At 36.2% G+C, this 17,831-nt stretch carries 20 protein-coding genes; 11 read left to right on the top strand and 9 right to left on the bottom strand.

Annotated elements, in window-relative coordinates; translation table 11 throughout:
• Window positions 1–19: 19 nt before the first annotated feature.
• Together ACHABU_RS09650 and lepB are read right to left on the bottom strand one after the other, a co-directional pair.
• The gene (locus ACHABU_RS09650) at window positions 20–1,180 is read right to left on the bottom strand and encodes a zinc-ribbon domain-containing protein (protein WP_435764625.1); all 1,161 of its coding nucleotides are present in this window, start codon (window positions 1,178–1,180) and stop codon (window positions 20–22) included.
• A 319-nt stretch (window positions 1,181–1,499) separates the two neighbouring features.
• Entirely contained in the window at window positions 1,500–2,033 is a 534-nt protein-coding gene (gene lepB, locus ACHABU_RS09645) for a signal peptidase I (RefSeq protein WP_435764624.1), read from the bottom strand.
• 71 nt (window positions 2,034–2,104) lie between these two features.
• Here lepB and ACHABU_RS09640 point away from each other — a divergent pair, with 71 nt between their 5' ends.
• Complete coding sequence (locus ACHABU_RS09640; RefSeq protein ID WP_435764623.1) at window positions 2,105–2,284, top strand: Spo0E family sporulation regulatory protein-aspartic acid phosphatase; 180 nt, start codon at window positions 2,105–2,107, stop codon at window positions 2,282–2,284.
• Here ACHABU_RS09640 and ACHABU_RS09635 read toward each other — a convergent pair.
• Complete coding sequence (locus ACHABU_RS09635; RefSeq protein ID WP_435764622.1) at window positions 2,281–3,444, bottom strand: aminotransferase A; 1,164 nt, start codon at window positions 3,442–3,444, stop codon at window positions 2,281–2,283. The genes ACHABU_RS09640 and ACHABU_RS09635 overlap by 4 nt on opposite strands.
• 129 nt (window positions 3,445–3,573) lie before the next feature.
• Between ACHABU_RS09635 and ACHABU_RS09630 the strand changes: the two genes are divergently transcribed.
• On the top strand, window positions 3,574–3,732 hold the full coding sequence (locus ACHABU_RS09630) for an FbpB family small basic protein (protein WP_379496766.1): 159 nt from the start codon (window positions 3,574–3,576) through the stop codon (window positions 3,730–3,732).
• 39 nt (window positions 3,733–3,771) lie between these two features.
• On the opposite strand, the gene ACHABU_RS09625 is transcribed toward ACHABU_RS09630, so the two are convergent.
• Window positions 3,772–4,662 carry a DMT family transporter gene (locus ACHABU_RS09625; protein ID WP_435764621.1) on the bottom strand — a complete coding sequence of 297 codons (891 nt, stop codon included), beginning with the start codon at window positions 4,660–4,662 and terminating at the stop codon, window positions 3,772–3,774.
• A 173-nt stretch (window positions 4,663–4,835) separates the two neighbouring features.
• Between ACHABU_RS09625 and ACHABU_RS09620 the strand changes: the two genes are divergently transcribed.
• Window positions 4,836–5,171 (top strand): hypothetical protein, encoded by a 336-nt coding sequence (locus ACHABU_RS09620; protein WP_435764620.1) that lies wholly within the window; start codon window positions 4,836–4,838, stop codon window positions 5,169–5,171.
• Between the two features lie 229 nt (window positions 5,172–5,400).
• Here ACHABU_RS09620 and ACHABU_RS09615 read toward each other — a convergent pair whose 3' ends face one another.
• From ACHABU_RS09615 to ACHABU_RS09595, 5 genes are all read right to left on the bottom strand, one after another.
• A complete protein-coding gene (locus ACHABU_RS09615) occupies window positions 5,401–5,874 on the bottom strand; it encodes a YkyB family protein (protein WP_435764619.1) in 474 nt (157 codons plus the stop codon).
• 119 nt (window positions 5,875–5,993) lie between these two features.
• Window positions 5,994–6,563, bottom strand: a complete 570-nt coding sequence (locus ACHABU_RS09610; RefSeq protein ID WP_435764618.1) for an SCO family protein — start codon at window positions 6,561–6,563, stop codon at window positions 5,994–5,996.
• Between the two features lie 100 nt (window positions 6,564–6,663).
• Window positions 6,664–7,521 carry a metallophosphoesterase gene (locus ACHABU_RS09605; protein WP_435764617.1) on the bottom strand — a complete coding sequence of 286 codons (858 nt, stop codon included), beginning with the start codon at window positions 7,519–7,521 and terminating at the stop codon, window positions 6,664–6,666.
• Window positions 7,522–8,474: 953 nt separating this feature from the next.
• The gene (locus tag ACHABU_RS09600; RefSeq protein ID WP_435764616.1) at window positions 8,475–9,404 is read right to left on the bottom strand and encodes a cation diffusion facilitator family transporter; all 930 of its coding nucleotides are present in this window, start codon (window positions 9,402–9,404) and stop codon (window positions 8,475–8,477) included.
• Between the two features lie 10 nt (window positions 9,405–9,414).
• Window positions 9,415–9,702 carry an ArsR/SmtB family transcription factor gene (locus ACHABU_RS09595; RefSeq protein ID WP_435764820.1) on the bottom strand — a complete coding sequence of 96 codons (288 nt, stop codon included), beginning with the start codon at window positions 9,700–9,702 and terminating at the stop codon, window positions 9,415–9,417.
• Between the two features lie 194 nt (window positions 9,703–9,896).
• On the opposite strand from ACHABU_RS09595, the gene cbpB reads away from it, so the two are divergent.
• The 8 genes from cbpB (at window position 9,897) to ACHABU_RS09555 (ending at window position 17,780) form a co-directional block, all read left to right on the top strand.
• Window positions 9,897–10,346: a cyclic-di-AMP-binding protein CbpB gene (gene cbpB, locus ACHABU_RS09590; RefSeq protein WP_435764615.1), complete on the top strand. Its 450-nt coding sequence runs from the start codon at window positions 9,897–9,899 to the stop codon at window positions 10,344–10,346.
• Between the two features lie 136 nt (window positions 10,347–10,482).
• Window positions 10,483–11,199 carry a 2,3,4,5-tetrahydropyridine-2,6-dicarboxylate N-acetyltransferase gene (dapD, locus tag ACHABU_RS09585; protein ID WP_435764614.1) on the top strand — a complete coding sequence of 239 codons (717 nt, stop codon included), beginning with the start codon at window positions 10,483–10,485 and terminating at the stop codon, window positions 11,197–11,199.
• A 13-nt stretch (window positions 11,200–11,212) separates the two neighbouring features.
• Window positions 11,213–12,334 carry an N-acetyldiaminopimelate deacetylase gene (locus ACHABU_RS09580; RefSeq protein WP_435764613.1) on the top strand — a complete coding sequence of 374 codons (1,122 nt, stop codon included), beginning with the start codon at window positions 11,213–11,215 and terminating at the stop codon, window positions 12,332–12,334.
• Between the two features lie 69 nt (window positions 12,335–12,403).
• A complete protein-coding gene (locus ACHABU_RS09575) occupies window positions 12,404–12,646 on the top strand; it encodes a YkuS family protein (protein ID WP_435764612.1) in 243 nt (80 codons plus the stop codon).
• A gap of 142 nt (window positions 12,647–12,788) precedes the next feature.
• Window positions 12,789–13,235 (top strand): TlpA family protein disulfide reductase, encoded by a 447-nt coding sequence (locus tag ACHABU_RS09570; protein WP_435764611.1) that lies wholly within the window; start codon window positions 12,789–12,791, stop codon window positions 13,233–13,235.
• Between the two features lie 176 nt (window positions 13,236–13,411).
• Window positions 13,412–15,160 (top strand): ABC transporter ATP-binding protein, encoded by a 1,749-nt coding sequence (locus ACHABU_RS09565; protein ID WP_435764610.1) that lies wholly within the window; start codon window positions 13,412–13,414, stop codon window positions 15,158–15,160.
• Window positions 15,161–15,177: 17 nt separating this feature from the next.
• Window positions 15,178–17,004 carry an ABC transporter ATP-binding protein gene (locus ACHABU_RS09560; RefSeq protein WP_435764609.1) on the top strand — a complete coding sequence of 609 codons (1,827 nt, stop codon included), beginning with the start codon at window positions 15,178–15,180 and terminating at the stop codon, window positions 17,002–17,004.
• 107 nt (window positions 17,005–17,111) lie between these two features.
• The gene (locus ACHABU_RS09555; protein WP_435764608.1) at window positions 17,112–17,780 is read left to right on the top strand and encodes a potassium channel family protein; all 669 of its coding nucleotides are present in this window, start codon (window positions 17,112–17,114) and stop codon (window positions 17,778–17,780) included.
• Window positions 17,781–17,831: the final 51 nt, after the last annotated feature.

Here is a 17,831-nt window from a genome sequence, read left to right as displayed (position 1 = left end):
CTGAAACCAGTTGTATTTATTATTCTGTATACCAAGATATTTTGTTTACTTCCAATGTGAGATTTTCAGGTTCGGTGTCCAAATCAAAATGTGTAAACTCAAATTTCCCGACTTCATCGGGGTACAGTGTATCCGGATAGATGACGACTTCATTGGAAAGCACTTCCACTCCACCTTCAGAGAGAATCGAATATTCCACAACAACAGAAGTGATTGGAACAGTGGCAACACTTTGTACTTCCCCATTCACGACGAGATTACCTTGATCGTTATTTTTCAAACTTGAAGATACGAGATTTATAGCATCATTCTCGTTTAGTTCGTGTTCTTCGGCTGCGCTATTAATTGCTTGTTCAATTCTTTGTTGTTGTGCTGTTTCAAATGCTGATTTTTCTTTATCAATTGTTGTTTGAAGGCTCTCCAGTTTTTCTGATTGAGGAGCATATTTCAAACCATCTTCAACTAATAGCTGGGCATCATTAAACTGTTTTTGGTTAAGTTGTTCACTGGCTTTTGAAAAATAAAAATCTATAATCTGTTTACGAATGTTTTGGGTAATTACTTCTGCATCTTCATGGTTGACAGATTCTGCATCCCAAAGCATTAGTTTTAACTCCTCAATTGGCGGACCTTGTTCTAACTTGTAGTTTAGCTCATCCACTTTTATATTGCTTCGAAGACCTTCAATATCTTTGATGATGTGGTCAACAGCTGCTCCATCATAATTTTTTAAAGTTGCTGAAGCTTCAGATGTTAAAGAGGTAGCTTGTTGAAAATTCTGCTCTTCTTCAAATTGTCTTGCTTTATCTAGGGAGTTATCAATGTTTATAGCCAATTCCACGAATTCCATTGAAGTTGTTGCCGCAGTGAAATGGCTATGGTTGTCCAATGCCTGCGAAAATAAGTCTCTGGCTTCTTTATAGTTACCATCTACGAGTTGTTGTTCACCCTGCATGTAGAGGTTTTTTGCATCAGCTGATTCACTCTTTAGAAATAAATGAAAAACGCCAGCAGAAGCAGCAATTAATACTGCAGTTATTAGTGGTAGATACCAGAATTTATTTATTTTTTTCTTGTTATATATACGATCCATTATGTCTTTAGGTAGTGGTTTTCCACATTTAATACAATACTGTTCTTCTTCCTTTACGTTCATTCCGCAATAAGGGCAGTGAATCATTTTACTAACCTCCAAAACCATTTGGGCTCCTGCGGTTCAGTCCAGCTCATACGCCCCTAAACAGTCGCCTCAGCATTTCTTACTCATTTTATCATATTTTGCTTTATTTAGGGTGGGGATATTGGTATGATAGAGGGTGTTGGATATTGTAAAAGGAAATTAATGACTTTTCGCACTAGGGAAAATGAAAGGGGTGCCACTTACATGGAGTTATTGCTTGGTGTAGTTTGTTTTGGGATTCTTGTAGTTAACATAGGATACTGTGTTCTTGATCATGAGTAGATAAGAAGGGGTGGCAGTTGTAAGCCACCCCTTCACATTACTTTGTTAGTTCCCATTCGCTAAATGGATAGATGATTAATTCAGATCTGCCAATGATTTCTTCCTTGTTAATAAGTCCGAGCCCATTTCTGCTGTCTTTACTTATTGCACGATTATCACCCATTACAAAATAGCTGTCATCCGGTATACTAATCGGTCCGAAATTGCCTGTTTTGTATTGCGCTTCCTCAGATAGGAATGTTTGGCTATATTCCTCACCATTTATCATTAAATTATTTCCATTCAATTCAATTGTTTCACCTGGTAAACCTATAACTCTCTTAACATAGTTTTTTGTTGGTCTCTGAATGATGACAACTTCCCCACGATCCGGTTCATCCAGTATATAAATGAGTTTATTAAAGATTACTCTTTCTCCATCTTCCAATGTAGGGTCCATACTTTCACCTTCAACGATGGAAGTAGCGAATATAAATGTTCTAAGGAAAAGAGCGATTAAAATTGCAATTATAATTGCTTTTGCCCATTCATACCATTCGTTTTTGATTTTTACTTCCGGCACAGAAGTCATCCTTCCTCTACAGGTTTCACTTTAATAGTAGCACAGAATTTAATCTTAGAATATAGAGAGGCTTATTTTATATGTATACAGTAGAAAATATTCTTAATCGCATTGAATTCCTCAGGAAAAAGATGACTGAGGTGGCCATGGAAAAAGGTTTTACCAATATCGAGTCTGTCCACATCAGCCAGGAACTTGACTTGTTATTAAATCTTTATGAGGAAGTCAAAGGTAAATCTAAATCAGATATGAAAGATTAACGTAAAGATGCATTTTGTAGAAACGTTTCTAAACGATTTAACCCCTGTGTGATCGTATCCATATCATAGGCGTATGAAAGTCTCATATAGCCTTCACCAAGCATAGAAAAACTATCACCTGGAACGAGAGCTACTTTAGCCTCACGCACAAGAGCCAGACCTAATTCAAAAGAGGTCATTTCTTTAATTGGAAATTTAGGGAAAAAGTAAAAAGCCCCCTCTGGATTATTAACCTGCAATCCCATTCCAATTAAACGACTATATACATAATCTCTTCTTTTTCGATATTCTTCCCGCATAAGAGTAGTACTATCCGTGTTTCCTGTCAATGCTTCCAAGGCTGCGTATTGACTGATTGATGAAGCGCAAGATACATTATATTGGTGCACTTTCAGTAGGTGTCTGCACAACCATTTAGGAGCAAGTACATATCCAATACGGAACCCGGTCATCGAATGTGATTTTGATACACCGTTGATAACAATGGTTTTCTTCTTTACAGAATCAAAGTCTGCAATTGAAGTATGGTTCCTGTCAAATACAAGCTCGCTGTATATCTCGTCAGCTAGTATAAAGATATCCTTATCCTTTAATACATCCGTAAGCTGCTGTAATTCCTCCCTCGAAAAAGATGCGCCTGTCGGATTGGAAGGGTAGGGGAGGACAACACATTTGGTTTTGGATGTTATATGATTCATCAGGGTTTCTTTCGTTAATTTAAAGTCTGTATTTGTCGTATCCGCATAAACTACCTTTGCTCCAGCCAGTGTAATTAACGGTTCATAGCCTGGATAAATCGGACCTGGGAGAATAACCTCATCCCCAGGGGAAAGAATAGTTCGGAATGTAATATCTATTGCCTGAGAAGCACCGGTTGTGACAATAATTTCTGATTCTGGATTATAACTAATTCCATAGTGGGTTTCATTGAAATTTGCAATTGCTTTTCTTAATTCTATAATACCGGCATTATTTGTATATGTCGTTTTATTATAAAATAATGCATCAGCTGCTGCTTTTTTTACATTGTCAGGTGTATGGAAGTCAGGTTGTCCTATTGTAAGCGAAATAACATCTTTCTCCTCAGCAACCATATTAAAAAATTTCCGTATTCCCGAAATTTGTATCTTTTTTACCTGTTCATTCAACAAGTTTTCCACAAAATAACCACCTTTTCTTAAATATTTCCTTAAATGTGACAAAAACTTAATAAAATGTTCAAACAATTTCGATTTATAGTGCGAAAAATAGGGTATACTATAATTAGAATATAAGAAGGAGTGTCACATATGCGACCAAAATCATTAAACTTTGAACAATTAGTTAAACAAAATAGACAGGAGCTTCTAAATGATGAAGAAAGTATAACACAAATAGAGCTGCGTTTAGAAAAGAAACAGGAAGCAATAGCTTTGGCTCAACGAAAAGAACTTGAATATAAAAATTAACTCATTAAAGCAGGAATGATTTTAATCATTTCTGCTTTTCTATTTGTACATGAGCTTTCTACTTCCAAATAGTTGAATCAATAGTACAGCTCCTATAATACATCCCATTCCCAACATTTGTACAACTGTAAAAGGCTCCGTAAATACGAAAATACCAATGAGTGTTGCTACTACTGGTTCAATTGTAGATAAAATAGAGGCTTTTGAAGCTTCTGTATACATCAACCCATAAGTATAAACAATATAAGCTACAGCAGTTGGTAGAAATCCTAGTCCTAGTGCATAAAACAAGACGGTAGGATTAAACAGCAACAGAAATTTTTCTGAATAAGGAAAAAATGGTACAAGTGCAACTGCAGCAACGATAAAAGTAAAGGTTGTTACGCTTAAGCTTGAGTATTTTTTTAAAGCAAATTTACTAATTATACTGTAGAGTGCATATCCAAGCCCTGATCCAAGTCCTAATATAATACTGGCAAATTCCAAGTTATGAATACTGTTAGGAGTGATCCCTACTACCAGACAGGTTCCCATTATTGTTAGAATAAGTGCAATCATTTTTAAACGAGTTAGGGGTTCTTTAAATAGAAAAAAGGAGATAACTGTTACAAATGCAGGAGCAGTATATAATAAAGCTGTTGCTACAGGAATGGTTGATAATTCAATGGCTGTAAACAAACAATAATTAAAAAATATAATACTGCAAATGCCAGTTCCTATAAAATATTTACAATCACGAATTGATTGTAGTTTCATATCCTTGGGTGAAACAATAATTATATATGTAATCAGTAAAATTGCAGAAGTCCATGCCCGCAATGTGACAACTTCCATTGGAGTAAAGCCCAATTCATACAGATGTTTCACAAACCAGCCAATCGTCCCCCAGAGTGTGGCTCCCAATATAATTAATAGATAATAGATATTCAAACTACTTCGGCCTCCTTAGCATCGTATTTAAATGTAATTATACCAAATAAGTGGAAAGATAAAGGTATAATTCAATAATTAGAGGGAGAGAATGCTAAAGCTGTTGGAATGGAATGATTGTACGAAAATGGTTTGTCTACAGAGTAATGCATCGAGAAGGAAGGGATTTTGTCTTGCGAACGTTTATTTTAATGGACTTCATACATATAGGAAACGTTGGTATAGAGGAAGATTATTTATACATTTTTTGTGGTTTGGCAAGCATTATCATCATTTCTTACGCTGCAAAGCCTATGGTAGAGTGGGCAATCAGATTTAAACTCCGAAAATTTTTAAGTTATTTAATCAGTAGTATTTTTGCGATACTTGCAATTTTAAGTATTTCTTTTTTTGCTGAAAACATGAGTCAGCTTGTAGTTATGAAAATAACCTTACAGAGTATGTCTGTTTACGGTATTTTATATTCGGTTGGGATTCTGATTCAACGATTTATTAGAAAGACGAATTGACGATAAAAGCGCATACAGCCTAGACTGTATGCGCTTTTATCTCTATCCATTATTAAAGCTTTCTCCGTTTAGATAATTTCTCAAATTTATCCTTTAAAACATGGGTCTGCTCGGCATATCGATGAAGTTCATAAATGAAATCTTATAAATTCATTTAATAGCCTCCTTTATTTGTACATTACCCTAAATAACAAGGTAATAAAACATGCAAAAGAGAGAAGCAGCTGAATTAATAATTTCGATGTGATCTACTAGGAGGCCATTCCATTTTTCCTAGAGAGGAAGGAGTATAATAGGAAGAAATTTGTCGTTTTTGTCTGGTCTGTGGTTTCTTATCCGGTTTCCAGTCAATGTATTGATAGACAATTCTTTTGGCCTGTGACAATGACATCTTTGTTTGGGGATTCCGATAATTTTGATCAAGGGAACCGAGATGTTTCAGTGCTTTGAAGTCGTCTTTGGATGGAGGTATATGAAAATAATAATCATCGACCTTAACAAGTAATGTAGAATGCTGATTACTAAGTTTTGGATGGTCAGAGAAATGCAGTCCGATTTTTTTGGCTTTCTTTTCATTCAATAGCTTACTAATGGCGTCTTTTTTTATTTGATATAAATGCTGTGGTTCTGGAGCAGTCTTCGCATGTCTATTAATTGTAAATATAGCTTGTGCTAAATCCCGCAGTGAATTTTCACGTTTCATGTTCTCGTCTCCTTTCTATAAAATTGTTCTGTTTCTATCGTATCGTAAAGCTTGTCCTCTGGCAAATAGAAATTAAAAGAAGAGTGAAAATAATAATAATTCAACTCTTCTTTATTTTATTATTGAACTTCCTTTAAATCTTGGACAATCGTATCAACTGCTGCTGATTCCACTCCGCTATAATTTTTAATAACTTTACCTTCCGGACTTACGAGGAAGAATGAAGTACCATGTGTTACCTGATCAGTTCCATCTGGCGCTTCCGCAACTAAATTTTTAAAAGACGTAATGGAAAGTTCTTTAATTGTGTTAAAGTCATACCCTGTCAGGAATGTCCAGTTGCTAAAATCAGCATTATAACTCTTCCCGTAAGCTTTTAAAACTTCTGGGCTATCATAATCAGGATCAACACTGAAGGATACGAGCTGTGCATCAATATCTTCTTCATTCAATTTCGTTTGTAAGGAGGCCATATTGGATGTCATCGGTAGACAAACGGTTGTACAATTAGTGAAAATGAAGTCTGCAATCCACCATTCTCCTTCTAACTCAGTAAGACTTAACTGATCATTATCCTGTGTAGTAAATTCAAATGCTTCGACATCTTGTGACATCGTTGTTTCAATTGGATAATCCCCACAAGCTGTCAAAAAAATGCTAAGCGTAAATATCAAAAATAAGTACTTCATTCTATCTTCCTTTCTAAATGATCTATTACGGTCGTTCAATGGTTTCAAGGCTATTATATCATTAATACAACATACATTTATTTGCTGAACCTTGAAATCTTTATGACATTTGAGATTTTAGTGTATAGACATGCAGTTCAGGTTTACAAAGAAAACGATATGGAAGTCTTGTCGTTCCAATTCCGCTATTCACATACAAGGATAGCTTTTCGTCGTTTAAAATGTATTTACCCTGAACGTACTTTTCAGCATAAGCTGGTGTATACAAATCTCCTATAAAAGGAAAACGTACCTGACCACCATGGCTGTGTCCGGAAAGTTGCACGTCAATGGGATAGGAGAAAGTTTTTTCCACGAAATCAGGTTCGTGGGCCAAGAGTATCGTAAAGAGATTTGGATCCGTGTGCTGCAATGTTGCATCTAAATCAGGTTTTCCGAGCATGACATCATCGACCCCTGCAATAACTATCGTTGATCCATCTTGTTCTATAGAAACATGATTGTTTTGCAATAAATGGAAGTGAGATTTTTCCATCACGTCATGCACAATATCTGTACCATATCCTCCATGATCGTGGTTGCCATATATCCAATATTTACCATGGTTTGCTTTCATCGATTGCAGGATAGTTGTCAATCTGGAATCCCAATTATAATGATTTGGTTCGTCAACCAAATCCCCTGTAAAGACAATAATATCTGGATTTTGAAGATTTATTTTATTTGCCAATTCCTGTAATTGCTCCAAAGAGTAATGAAAACCAATATGTGTATCGGAAAATTGTATAATTTTAAAATTGTTAAATGCTGAGTTTATTTTAGGAGAAGAAATCGTTTCTTCTGTAATTTTTAATAAAGTAGTTTCAATGTTTCTGGAATAATAATAAGTACCACCACTGATGCCAATAAAAGCCATCAGACTTCCGAGAGTATTCTTCAAAAAAACGCGTCGATTCATCTTACTCATACCTTTCAGATAATAAAAAACAGATGGTTAGAGTATAGCATGAAATGCAGTTTATATTATATAAAAATCTATGTGTATTTCTATTTAATGAAGGCTGTTCTCTAGAAAATTAGGACAGCGGTTACTCATCCCCCCCGAAATAAATTTTTGTTTTTGTCATAAAATGTATAAACTACGAAACAAGAAAAGTAACTTCGGCGACCGCTCTGGGAAATATACTTCGCTTTCCGCGGGCGGCTGGTGAGCCCCTTCATGCTGACGCATTTCAGTGTCTCACCTATGCCTATCCTCCCACAGGAGTCTTCGTATATTTCCCAGAGCTGGTTAGAAGGTTGCTGACAATTACTGCACTTATGATAGTTAAAATAGCAGCATACAGCTTCACCAGTCCGGGTGAGTGGCGGGCGGTGACTCCTGCGGGAACAGCACGTGTCCGAAGACCCCGCAGCGGTGGGTTTTCCGCGAGGAGGCTGAGGCCGTGCCCGCGGAAAGCATCCGCCCAGAGCGATCACGGACGGTAGCAATAGCACACATCTTAGAACATCACCCAGAAGTTACGGCGGTGGATAGGATCTAATAAAGATAGAAGTTACTTCGCAGTTTATCTCAACTGGGAGGATTATAAAGTAACAAAGATTAGGGAAAGAGCCTAATGAGAAGATTAGAATGTAGACGTGTAGATGTATAAAATTCATGAATTCATATTCTAAAATAACAATTGTTTTTGTATTTTAAATAATCAGTAAAATACTTGACTTTATATTCAGTTGCTATTATCCTAAAAGACAGATGGTGCTGTAAATAACAGGGGAATAGAGAAAACGTACGAACCGATAATAGGTTAATACGTTTAGTTTGTTTTTTTCTGCCGGATGACAATTGGGCCTTTTAATTAGTTGAATCATGGATAGTTAGCATATTATGATAGTAAGCAACCTACTACATCAATTACAGGAATCACAATCATTATGGTAACCTGAATGAATACCCTCCATTTGTATGGTGCAATGTGAAATATCGAATTGAGTTTTAATGAGTTTATTCGCTCTTGTTAATAATTCATCACGATTAATTGAGCCATTGACAACAAGATGGCAGCTCATGGATGAAAACTCAGAAGTAATTGACCAAATATGAACATCATGCACATCCTCAACTCCTTCGATCGTGGCAAGGATTTTTATCATGGAATCCATGTTAACATTTTGTGGTTTTCCTTCCATTAAGATGTGCAACGAATCCTTTGTAATCCGGTACCCGGAAATAACGATTAAGAGAGCGACAATCACACTGGCAATCGGGTCCGCAATATTCCAACCAAAAAGAATAATAAGAAGACCTGCAATGAGGGCACCAACTGATCCAAGTAAATCACCAAAAACGTGAAGTAATGCACTGCGTATATTCAGGTTTTCCTTCGAATCACCACGCATGAGCATCCAGGCTACCACGATATTGATACAAAGCCCGATGAAGGCAATAATCATCATATTTCCACTTACGTTTGGTGGATTGGCAAACCGGTGAAAAGCTTCATAGAAAATATAAAGCGAAATGATAATTAGTGTAATCCCATTAATAAAAGCAGCTATAATTTCAAATCTTCTATAGCCAAAAGTTTTATTTCCTGTAGCCTTTTTTTCGCCAATTTTGAAAGCTAGCAAACTGAGCCCTAACGCTGCAGCATCACTTAGCATATGACCGGCATCCGATAACAGTGCAAGACTGTTTGTCATTATACCGCCGATTACCTCAATAATCATAAAAGTAAAAATGAAAATAAAACTCCAGAACAGTACACGGGTATTATTTGTATGGTGATGATGTCCATGATTGTGTCCATGTTCATCTGGGTGATGGTGGTGATGTGTCATACGTTACCTCCTAACGGGTGTGTTTAGTATGTTCAATTGTTTGTTCTAACAAGTTCATCACGTGATCATCATCTGGCGAATAGTAGAGCATTGTTTTTTCTCTGCGCTTTTTCACGAGATGCAATTGTTTTAAATATTTTAATTGATGTGAAATGGTCGATTGGTTCATATTTAGTTGTTGTGCGATTTCATTAACAGAACATTCCTTGTGAAGAAGTACCTGTAGGATTTTAATTCTTGTAGGGTCGGATAAAGCTTTAAATATTTGAGATGTGTGTTCAATTAATTGTTCGTCCATGGAATGATTCTGCAAGTTGTTTACTCCTCTCTAATATATGAGCATATGTTCATATTATAAAATATGTGCATCGGTTTTTCAATGGTTTTAGCGTAAATGATGTATCAAAATTTGCGATATGGTAATATATAGGTAAAGTTGTGTCTTTTTAAATAGTGATTAGTTTGAAAGTTTCTTTAAAGGAGTGTGTTAGAATGAGTGTCATACAAGATAGAAAATTAGTTGAGATATCCATAGATGAATTGAGGATTCCCTCTGAAAAAGTAGCCCATGTTCAATTGAATAATCCGCTGGAACATGCGTTATTAGTTTTGGTTAAATCAGGTTATTCAGCCGTTCCAGTATTGGATGCTTCTTATAAATTTGTTGGTATTATTGGCAAAACTGTTATTTTAAATCAAATATTAGGATTAGAAAATTTTGAAATCGAAAAACTTTCAGAGATGAAGGTAAAAGAAGTGATGGACAGAAATACCCCAACGCTAACAAGAGAAAATACGTTACTTGATGGTTTGAATGCGGTTATTGATCATACGTTTATTTGTCTCGTTGACAAGGAAGGATTCTTTGATGGAATTTTAACGAGAAGAGCCATCCTTAAAGAAATTAAAAAAAACATTTATATTAATTCGTATAAAAAGTAAAAAATTTCAGCCTTTCCATATCAATGGTTAGGCTGTTTTTTGATCGTTCGTTCCTACTAACTGTTAAAATATTTGCGAGTAAATATGCGGTCTGCTAAAGTAAGGAAGAGATTATATAAAATCAGGAGGAATAGACATGAAAATGATGGATGCGAATGAAATTATCAGCTTTATTTCAAATAGTAAAAAAAGCACACCGGTTAAAGTATACATAAAAGGGGATTTAAATAATTTAAAATTGGATGATTCGATTAAATCCTTTGTTGAAACGAATAGTGGTGTTTTATTTGGTGAATGGAATGCGATTCAAACTTTTTTGGAAACAAATAAAGAGGTTATAACGGATTATGTTATCGAAAATGATCGTAGAAATTCGGCCATCCCTATGCTTGATTTGAAAAAAATCAATGCAAGAATTGAACCAGGCGCAATCATACGTGATCAAGTGGTGATTGGTGATGGTGCAGTTATCATGATGGGAGCTTCTATTAATATTGGTTCAGTAATTGGCGAAGGTACAATGATAGATATGAACGCTGTTTTAGGTGGACGTGCTACAGTTGGTAAAAATTGCCATATTGGTGCAGGTACAGTACTTGCGGGTGTAATTGAGCCACCATCTGCTAAGCCGGTTATTGTTGAAGATGATGTAGTTATCGGTGCAAATGTTGTTGTACTTGAGGGAGTTACAATCGGAAAAGGTGCTATTGTAGCAGCAGGGGCAATTGTTACACAAGATGTTGCACCGAATACCCTTGTTGGTGGAACACCAGCAAGAGTTCTAAAAGAAATTGATGAACAAACAAAATCAAAAACAGAAATTAAACAAGAGCTTCGCAAACTGGATAACTAAGGGTAAGATGGCTATGGATAGAAAGGAATTACAAGAAATTAGAAGAGAGTTACATCAAATACCGGAATTGGGGTTTCAGGAATTTAAAACGCAACAATATGTAATGGAGAAAGTTGAGAGCATGAAAACGGATCGTGTTTCCATAAAATTATGGAGAACAGGAATTCTTGTTAAAATTGATGGTTTATCACCAGGAAAAACAATTGGATATCGAAGTGATATGGATGGTCTGCCAATAACGGAGGCAACAGATTTTGATTTCCAATCGACTCATGATGCGAGAATGCATGCTTGTGGTCATGATTTTCATATGACAATTGCCCTTGGTGTTATGAAGCAAATAATTACCGAACCAATTAATGATGACGTCTTATTTATTTTTCAACCGGCAGAGGAAGGCCCAGGTGGAGCCTTACCTATGTTGCAATCGGATGAATTTCGGCAATGGAAACCGGATTGTTTATTTGCATTGCATATTGCTCCTGAACTACCAGTAGGAACCGTATCTTCAAGAGAAGGATTACTTTTCGCCAATACAAGTGAATTGTTTATCGACTTTAAAGGTCTTGGTGGACATGCTGCATACCCGCATTTATCACATGATATGACGGTTGCTGCGAGTTCTTTTATCGTACAAATGCAACAAATTATTTCCAGAAGCTTAAATCCCTTGGACAGTGCCGTGATTACGGTAGGAAAGATGGAAAGTGGCTTTGTCCAAAATGCGATTGCAGAAACAGCACGATTGGAAGGTACGATTCGGACATTAAATCCAGAGACAATTGGGATAATTAAAGAAAAATTGGAGAAGCTCATGAGAGGCTTTGAAATCAGTCACGACTGTCGTATCACGGTGGATTATGGTGCGAACTATTATCAGGTATACAATCAAGGGAATTATGTTGATTTATTTCAAAAAACGATGGATGAAAATGATATCACTTATAAGGAAGCCAATGCAGCCATGACTGGAGAAGACTTTGGGGATATGCTTAGAGAAATTCCTGGATTTATGTTCTGGCTCGGAGTTGATTCTCCATACGGCTTACACCATGCGAAGCTGAATCCGAATGAAGACGCACTTGAAATAGGTGTGAAATCCGTTATCAGTACGTTGAAAACCCTCACGAACTAATGTGTATATTGTTTATATTTTAGTATAAACTACGATTGTCAATGTACATGTTCAGAGGAGGAAATACGTATGGCGCGAATTGGTGTTGAAGGAACATTAACCGATGTAAAAACTGCATTAATGGAAATGGGTCACGAGATTATTGACCTCCGCACTGAAAACGATGCAGCTAATTGTGATTGTTGTGTTATTTCCGGGCAGGATAAAGATGTTATGGGTATGCAATCCACAAGCATAGAAGGCCCAGTAATTAATGCTCAAGGGCAAAATGCTGAAGAAGTTTGCCAAATGGTGAATGCGAAATTAAGTTGAATATTTAACAAAGCATAAGCAGAGTAGTCCTTAAAAGGGCACTCTGCTTTTTTGTGTCATAATACGTATTGTGCACATATATAAAATAAGAACTTATAAAAGATTCCTATATGGATTCTTTGAAATCGAGGAGGTTCTTAATTTGAGAATAAGGGATCGTATGCCGGACCTTAAAGCAAGTGGACAGTGGATTAATTCAAGGGAGATAAAAACAGAGGACCTACTAATGGGGAAAAAACCTACATTAATTTATTTCTGGTCAGTCAGTTGCCATTTATGTAAAAGGGCGATGCCACTTATCAATCAAATGCGTAATGAATTTAGAGATAAATTAAATGTCATAAGTATTCACACCCCTTTAAACAAAGAGGATAATGACCTTGATAGTATTAGATCAGAAGCAGCAAGATTTGACTTAACCGAACCACTATTTGTGGACCAGGATGAAATCCTATCTCAAACATTCCAAGTAAAATTCGTTCCAGCTTATTTTATTTTTGATGAGGAAGGCCAATTAAGATATTTTCAATCCGGTCTAAATGGAATCCAGACACTCCAGAGACGTTTAAATCGTGTATTGAAGGCATAATCTTAAACAAACTACTGATAAAAAGCACGCTTACTGAGATAGTAAGCGTGCTTTTTACTTTAGAACTTAATAATTTAAATAATATTTAGAAAAATTGGAAATAAGTATAGCATTTTATTTCGGAAACCGTTATATTAATAATTACGGTAAAAGTACAAAAGAGGGAGAGGAATTAAATGGATACATTTAAAAAATTAAAATTATTTTATTGGCCCCATAAAAAGTACTTTCTATGGTCATTATTCTTCTTATTATTTGTAACAGTTATCACGGTGGTTTATCCAATTATTTTGCAGGTTACGATAGATGAAGTTGTTCTTCAGGATAGGTATGAATTGATACCATGGATCTGTATCACTTTTCTTGGATTAATGGTTTTCAAGGGCTTATCGACATTTTCATTCCAATATTTAGGGGATATTTTTGGGATGACCACCGTTTATCATATACGGGGAGCGTTATATGACAAACTCCAGACATTGGCATTCAGCTATTATGATAATGCGAAGACAGGGGATATCATGTCACGTTTAACTGCCGATGTAGAAGGATTCCGATTCTTTCTCTCCGTAGGATTTGCAGAGTTGATTCGAGTAGTATTACTGATTTCGATTAGTTTAAGTATCATGTTTTATTATTCTATTCCATTGGCTTTCGTAACAATGGCTGCTATTCCGTTTCTGGCTATCGTCGTATTCAAGTTTGATAAACGGGTGCATCCAGCCTTTAGGGAGATTCGAAAATCGTTTGGTAAGCTCAATACGAGAGTGCAGGAGAACATAAGTGGTATGAATACTGTGAAATCGTTGTCGAGAGAAGAATTTGAGATTGGAAGGTTTTCTTCAAGCAATGATAATTATCGCCAAAACTATCTTAAAACTTCTAAACTTTGGGCTAAGTATTTTCCGTTCATGGAATTCATCGGTAATGTTTGTGTCGTTGCATTACTGGCATATGGGGGATTCCTGGTTATGGAAGGGAGACTGGGGTTAGGTGAGCTTGTTGCCTTTTTCAGCCTTGTTTGGTATATCCTTGGGCCATTAATGAATCTTGGATTTATTGTGAACCAATTTTCCCAGGCAAAAGCATCTGGAGAAAGATTAATTGAAATTCTCGAAGCGGAAGAAGATATTATCGAAAAAGAAAATGCGGTGGATGTTCCAATCCAGGGTCACGTTACGTTGAAGAATGTCTCACTGAATTATATGGAAGATGATGATGCAGCGTTGAAGGATATTAGTTTTGATGCACCGCCAGGAAAAATAATTGGTTTGATTGGAGCAACAGGTGCAGGAAAAACAAGTATTACACAGTTAATTACAAGATTTTATGAACCACAGGTTGGAGATGTACTCATTGATGGCAGACCAGTAGCTGATTATAAACTAAAAGCATTGAGAAGTCATATCGGGTTTGTATTGCAGGAGCCATTTTTATTTTCTACTTCAATTAAAGCAAATATTGCTTACGGCAGTCCAGATATTTCTGACGATCAAATTATCGCTGCTGCAAAAAGAGCGCAGGCACATGAATTTATAATGGAATTACCTGATGGTTACGATACAATGCTTGGTGAGCGTGGAATGGGTCTGTCCGGTGGTCAAAAACAGCGAATAGCCATTGCTCGTGCAATATGTATCAATCCGAGTATTCTTGTTCTTGATGATGCAACATCTGCGGTTGATATGGAGACAGAATTTAAAATTCAAAAGGCATTAAGGGAAGTTATGATAGGTAGAACAACATTTATTATTGCACATCGTATATCTTCTTTAAAACATGCGGATGAAATATTGGTTTTAGAAGAAGGAAAAGTTGTAGAGCGTGGTACACACGATTTCTTATTGAAGCATAATGGACCATATGAACGCATCTACAATATCCAGTATCAGGATCGTGAAGCAATTATGAACACAGTAGGTTAATAAGGAGGTGTCTATTCATGGCACATGCACAAAAGAAAGAAGAAAGCAGGCACTTAAAGCGGTTTTCCTATACCGTAGACCAGGTAATTGAAAAGCCATTTAATTGGTCACAAATGGGGCGGTTGCTTCAATTTGTAAAACCATATTCAAAAACATATTTACCTGCTGCAATAATCGCCATGCTAATATCAACCGTTATACGTTTAACTGTACCTATATTAATTGGTAAGGTTGCAATTGATATGGCAATATTAGGAGAAGATAGGCCGTTGCTCGGATATTTAGTACTCGGAATTGCAATCATGTACTTAGTCAATTTTGTTGCTAATACATTTCGAATTAAGTGGGTGAATATATTAGGGCAAAATGTTATTTATGATATCAGGCAGAAATTATTTTCACATATACAACGACTATCACATCGTTTTTTTGATACCCGTTCGGCCGGGTCTATATTAGTTCGGGTTTTAAATGATATTAATTCCTTGCAAGAGCTGTTCACAAACGGAATCATTAATCTGTTAATGGATGCAGTAATGCTTTTCGGAATTATTGTTATTCTCTTTGTATTAAGTCCGCCACTTGCTCTTGCTGTTATAATAGTGATTCCGCTAATGTTCTTTATTTCAACGAAACTTAGAAAAAAAATCAGACGTTCCTGGCAGGACGTTCGTCTCCATCAATCACGCTTAAACTCCCATTTAAATGAGGGTATTCAGGGAATAAGAATTACACAATCATTCTCACAGGAAGATGAAAATGCTGCGTTTTTTGATGGAATTAATAAAGGTTATTTCAACAGTTTTAAAGATGCATCAAGAAAAAGTGCTTTGTTCCGTCCGCTGGTAGACATATGTGATGCTGCTGGGACAATTATTCTGATTGCTTTTGGAGCTTACTTGATACTAAATGGTACGATCGAAATTGGTACCTTCGTATCTTTTGCGTTTTTCCTTGGTATGTTCTGGGAGCCGATATCAAGGCTTGGTCAGATGTACAATCAACTGTTGATGGCGATGGCCTCTTCTGAACGGATATTTGAATTCTTGGATGAACAACCAAATGTAAAAGAGAAAAAAGATAGCTATGTGTTTAAAGATATGAAAGGTCATATCGAATTTAATCATGTTGGTTTTTCATATAACAAAGATCGTATTGCCTTGCATGATATATCCCTTGATATTAAAGAAGGTCAGACGATAGCGCTAGTCGGTCATACAGGTAGTGGAAAATCGACGATAGCTAATTTGATCAGCCGTTTCTATGATCCAACATCGGGGTTCGTAAAAATCGATGGCCATGATTTAAGGGATATTAAGTTGGATAGTTTACGTCAACGAATCAGTGTTGTATTGCAGGATACCTTTATTTTCTCAGGTACGATTATGGAGAATATTCGTTTTGGCCGTCCAGATGCAACCGATGAAGAGGTTATCCAGGCAGCAAAAGTAGTGGGCGCAGATGATTTTATTCAACGTCTGGCAAGTGAATATGAGACAGAAGTAGAAGAGCGTGGAAATATATTGTCTGCCGGAGAAAGACAGCTTCTATCGTTTGCGAGAGCACTGCTTGCTAATCCTAGTATCATTATTCTCGATGAAGCAACAGCAAGTATAGATACGGAGTCAGAAGTAAAAATACAAAAAGCATTACGTAAGTTATTAAAAGGAAGAACATCAATTATCATCGCACACCGACTATCAACGATCCGCGAATCTGATAATATCTTTGTTTTGGAACAAGGTCGTATTTTAGAGTGGGGGAATCATGAGGAACTGATGAAGCAGCATGGTAAATACTTCGATCTTGTAAAATCACAGTTTACAATGCTCGATGCTATATAATTAGTAGATATGCATAAATGAAGAAGCAATCTTCCTACTGAAGGTTGCTCCTTTTCCTATGAATTAGTATTATTGTAAGAGAGTACGTTTTTAATGGGGGATAAACTATGACAAAAGATTTTGCTGTAATCGGTCTTGGTCGCTTTGGTGGAAGTATTTGCCGTGAACTAAGTCAAGAAGGAATGCAGGTTCTGGCCATCGATTCTGATGAGGATAGAGTTAATGAATATAAAAACATCGCATATCATGCAGTGATTGCAGATTCCACAGATGAAGATACGTTAAGGGAAATTGGAATTAAGAATTTTGATCATGTGATTGTTGCGATCGGGGAAAATATTCAGGCTAGCATTTTGACGACAGTAATTCTAACGGATATTGGGATAAAAAAAATTACAGTTAAAGCTCAAAATGATTATCATGAAAAAATACTGAATAAAATAGGTGTTGATCAAGTAGTACATCCTGAGCGTGATATGGGAAGAAGATTGGCTCATAATATTATTTCAAACAATATCTTGGACTACCTCGAATTATCGGATGAACATAGTATCGTTGAGGTAAAAGCAGGAAAAAAAATGATTGGAAAATCCTTGATTGATTTGGATATCCGTGCAAATTACGGGTGTAATATTGTAGCAATAAAGCGCGGACGCGATATCAACGTATCTCCAAGTGCGGAAGATGCACTGCGAGAAGAAGATATACTCATTGTTATTGGAGCAGATAAGGATATATCAAGATTTGAAAGAAGACTTGTAATTGATGACGATTAAGAATAAAAAAAGACCAGGAAGAGGAATTGATCACTCTTTCTGGTCTTTTTA

This window comes from Oceanobacillus sp. CF4.6, from assembly GCF_051262635.1.
Classification (GTDB): Bacteria; Bacillota; Bacilli; order Bacillales; family Amphibacillaceae; genus Oceanobacillus.
Note: the sequence above shows the minus strand (reverse complement) of the source record. Positions and strands in the feature narration are given on the sequence as shown.

Coding starts and splice junctions, on each gene's coding strand:
- ACHABU_RS09650 (WP_435764625.1), bottom strand. CDS start 1,180: ATGATTCACTGCCCTTATTGCGGAATGAACGTAAAGGAAGAAGAACAG.
- lepB (WP_435764624.1), bottom strand. CDS start 2,033: ATGACTTCTGTGCCGGAAGTAAAAATCAAAAACGAATGGTATGAATGG.
- ACHABU_RS09640 (WP_435764623.1), top strand. CDS start 2,105: ATGTATACAGTAGAAAATATTCTTAATCGCATTGAATTCCTCAGGAAA.
- ACHABU_RS09630 (WP_379496766.1), top strand. CDS start 3,574: ATGCGACCAAAATCATTAAACTTTGAACAATTAGTTAAACAAAATAGA.
- ACHABU_RS09615 (WP_435764619.1), bottom strand. CDS start 5,874: ATGAAACGTGAAAATTCACTGCGGGATTTAGCACAAGCTATATTTACA.
- ACHABU_RS09610 (WP_435764618.1), bottom strand. CDS start 6,563: ATGAAGTACTTATTTTTGATATTTACGCTTAGCATTTTTTTGACAGCT.
- ACHABU_RS09605 (WP_435764617.1), bottom strand. CDS start 7,521: ATGAATCGACGCGTTTTTTTGAAGAATACTCTCGGAAGTCTGATGGCT.
- ACHABU_RS09600 (WP_435764616.1), bottom strand. CDS start 9,404: ATGACACATCACCACCATCACCCAGATGAACATGGACACAATCATGGA.
- ACHABU_RS09595 (WP_435764820.1), bottom strand. CDS start 9,702: ATGGACGAACAATTAATTGAACACACATCTCAAATATTTAAAGCTTTA.
- cbpB (WP_435764615.1), top strand. CDS start 9,897: ATGAGTGTCATACAAGATAGAAAATTAGTTGAGATATCCATAGATGAA.
- dapD (WP_435764614.1), top strand. CDS start 10,483: ATGAAAATGATGGATGCGAATGAAATTATCAGCTTTATTTCAAATAGT.
- ACHABU_RS09580 (WP_435764613.1), top strand. CDS start 11,213: ATGGATAGAAAGGAATTACAAGAAATTAGAAGAGAGTTACATCAAATA.
- ACHABU_RS09575 (WP_435764612.1), top strand. CDS start 12,404: ATGGCGCGAATTGGTGTTGAAGGAACATTAACCGATGTAAAAACTGCA.
- ACHABU_RS09565 (WP_435764610.1), top strand. CDS start 13,412: ATGGATACATTTAAAAAATTAAAATTATTTTATTGGCCCCATAAAAAG.
- ACHABU_RS09560 (WP_435764609.1), top strand. CDS start 15,178: ATGGCACATGCACAAAAGAAAGAAGAAAGCAGGCACTTAAAGCGGTTT.
- ACHABU_RS09555 (WP_435764608.1), top strand. CDS start 17,112: ATGACAAAAGATTTTGCTGTAATCGGTCTTGGTCGCTTTGGTGGAAGT.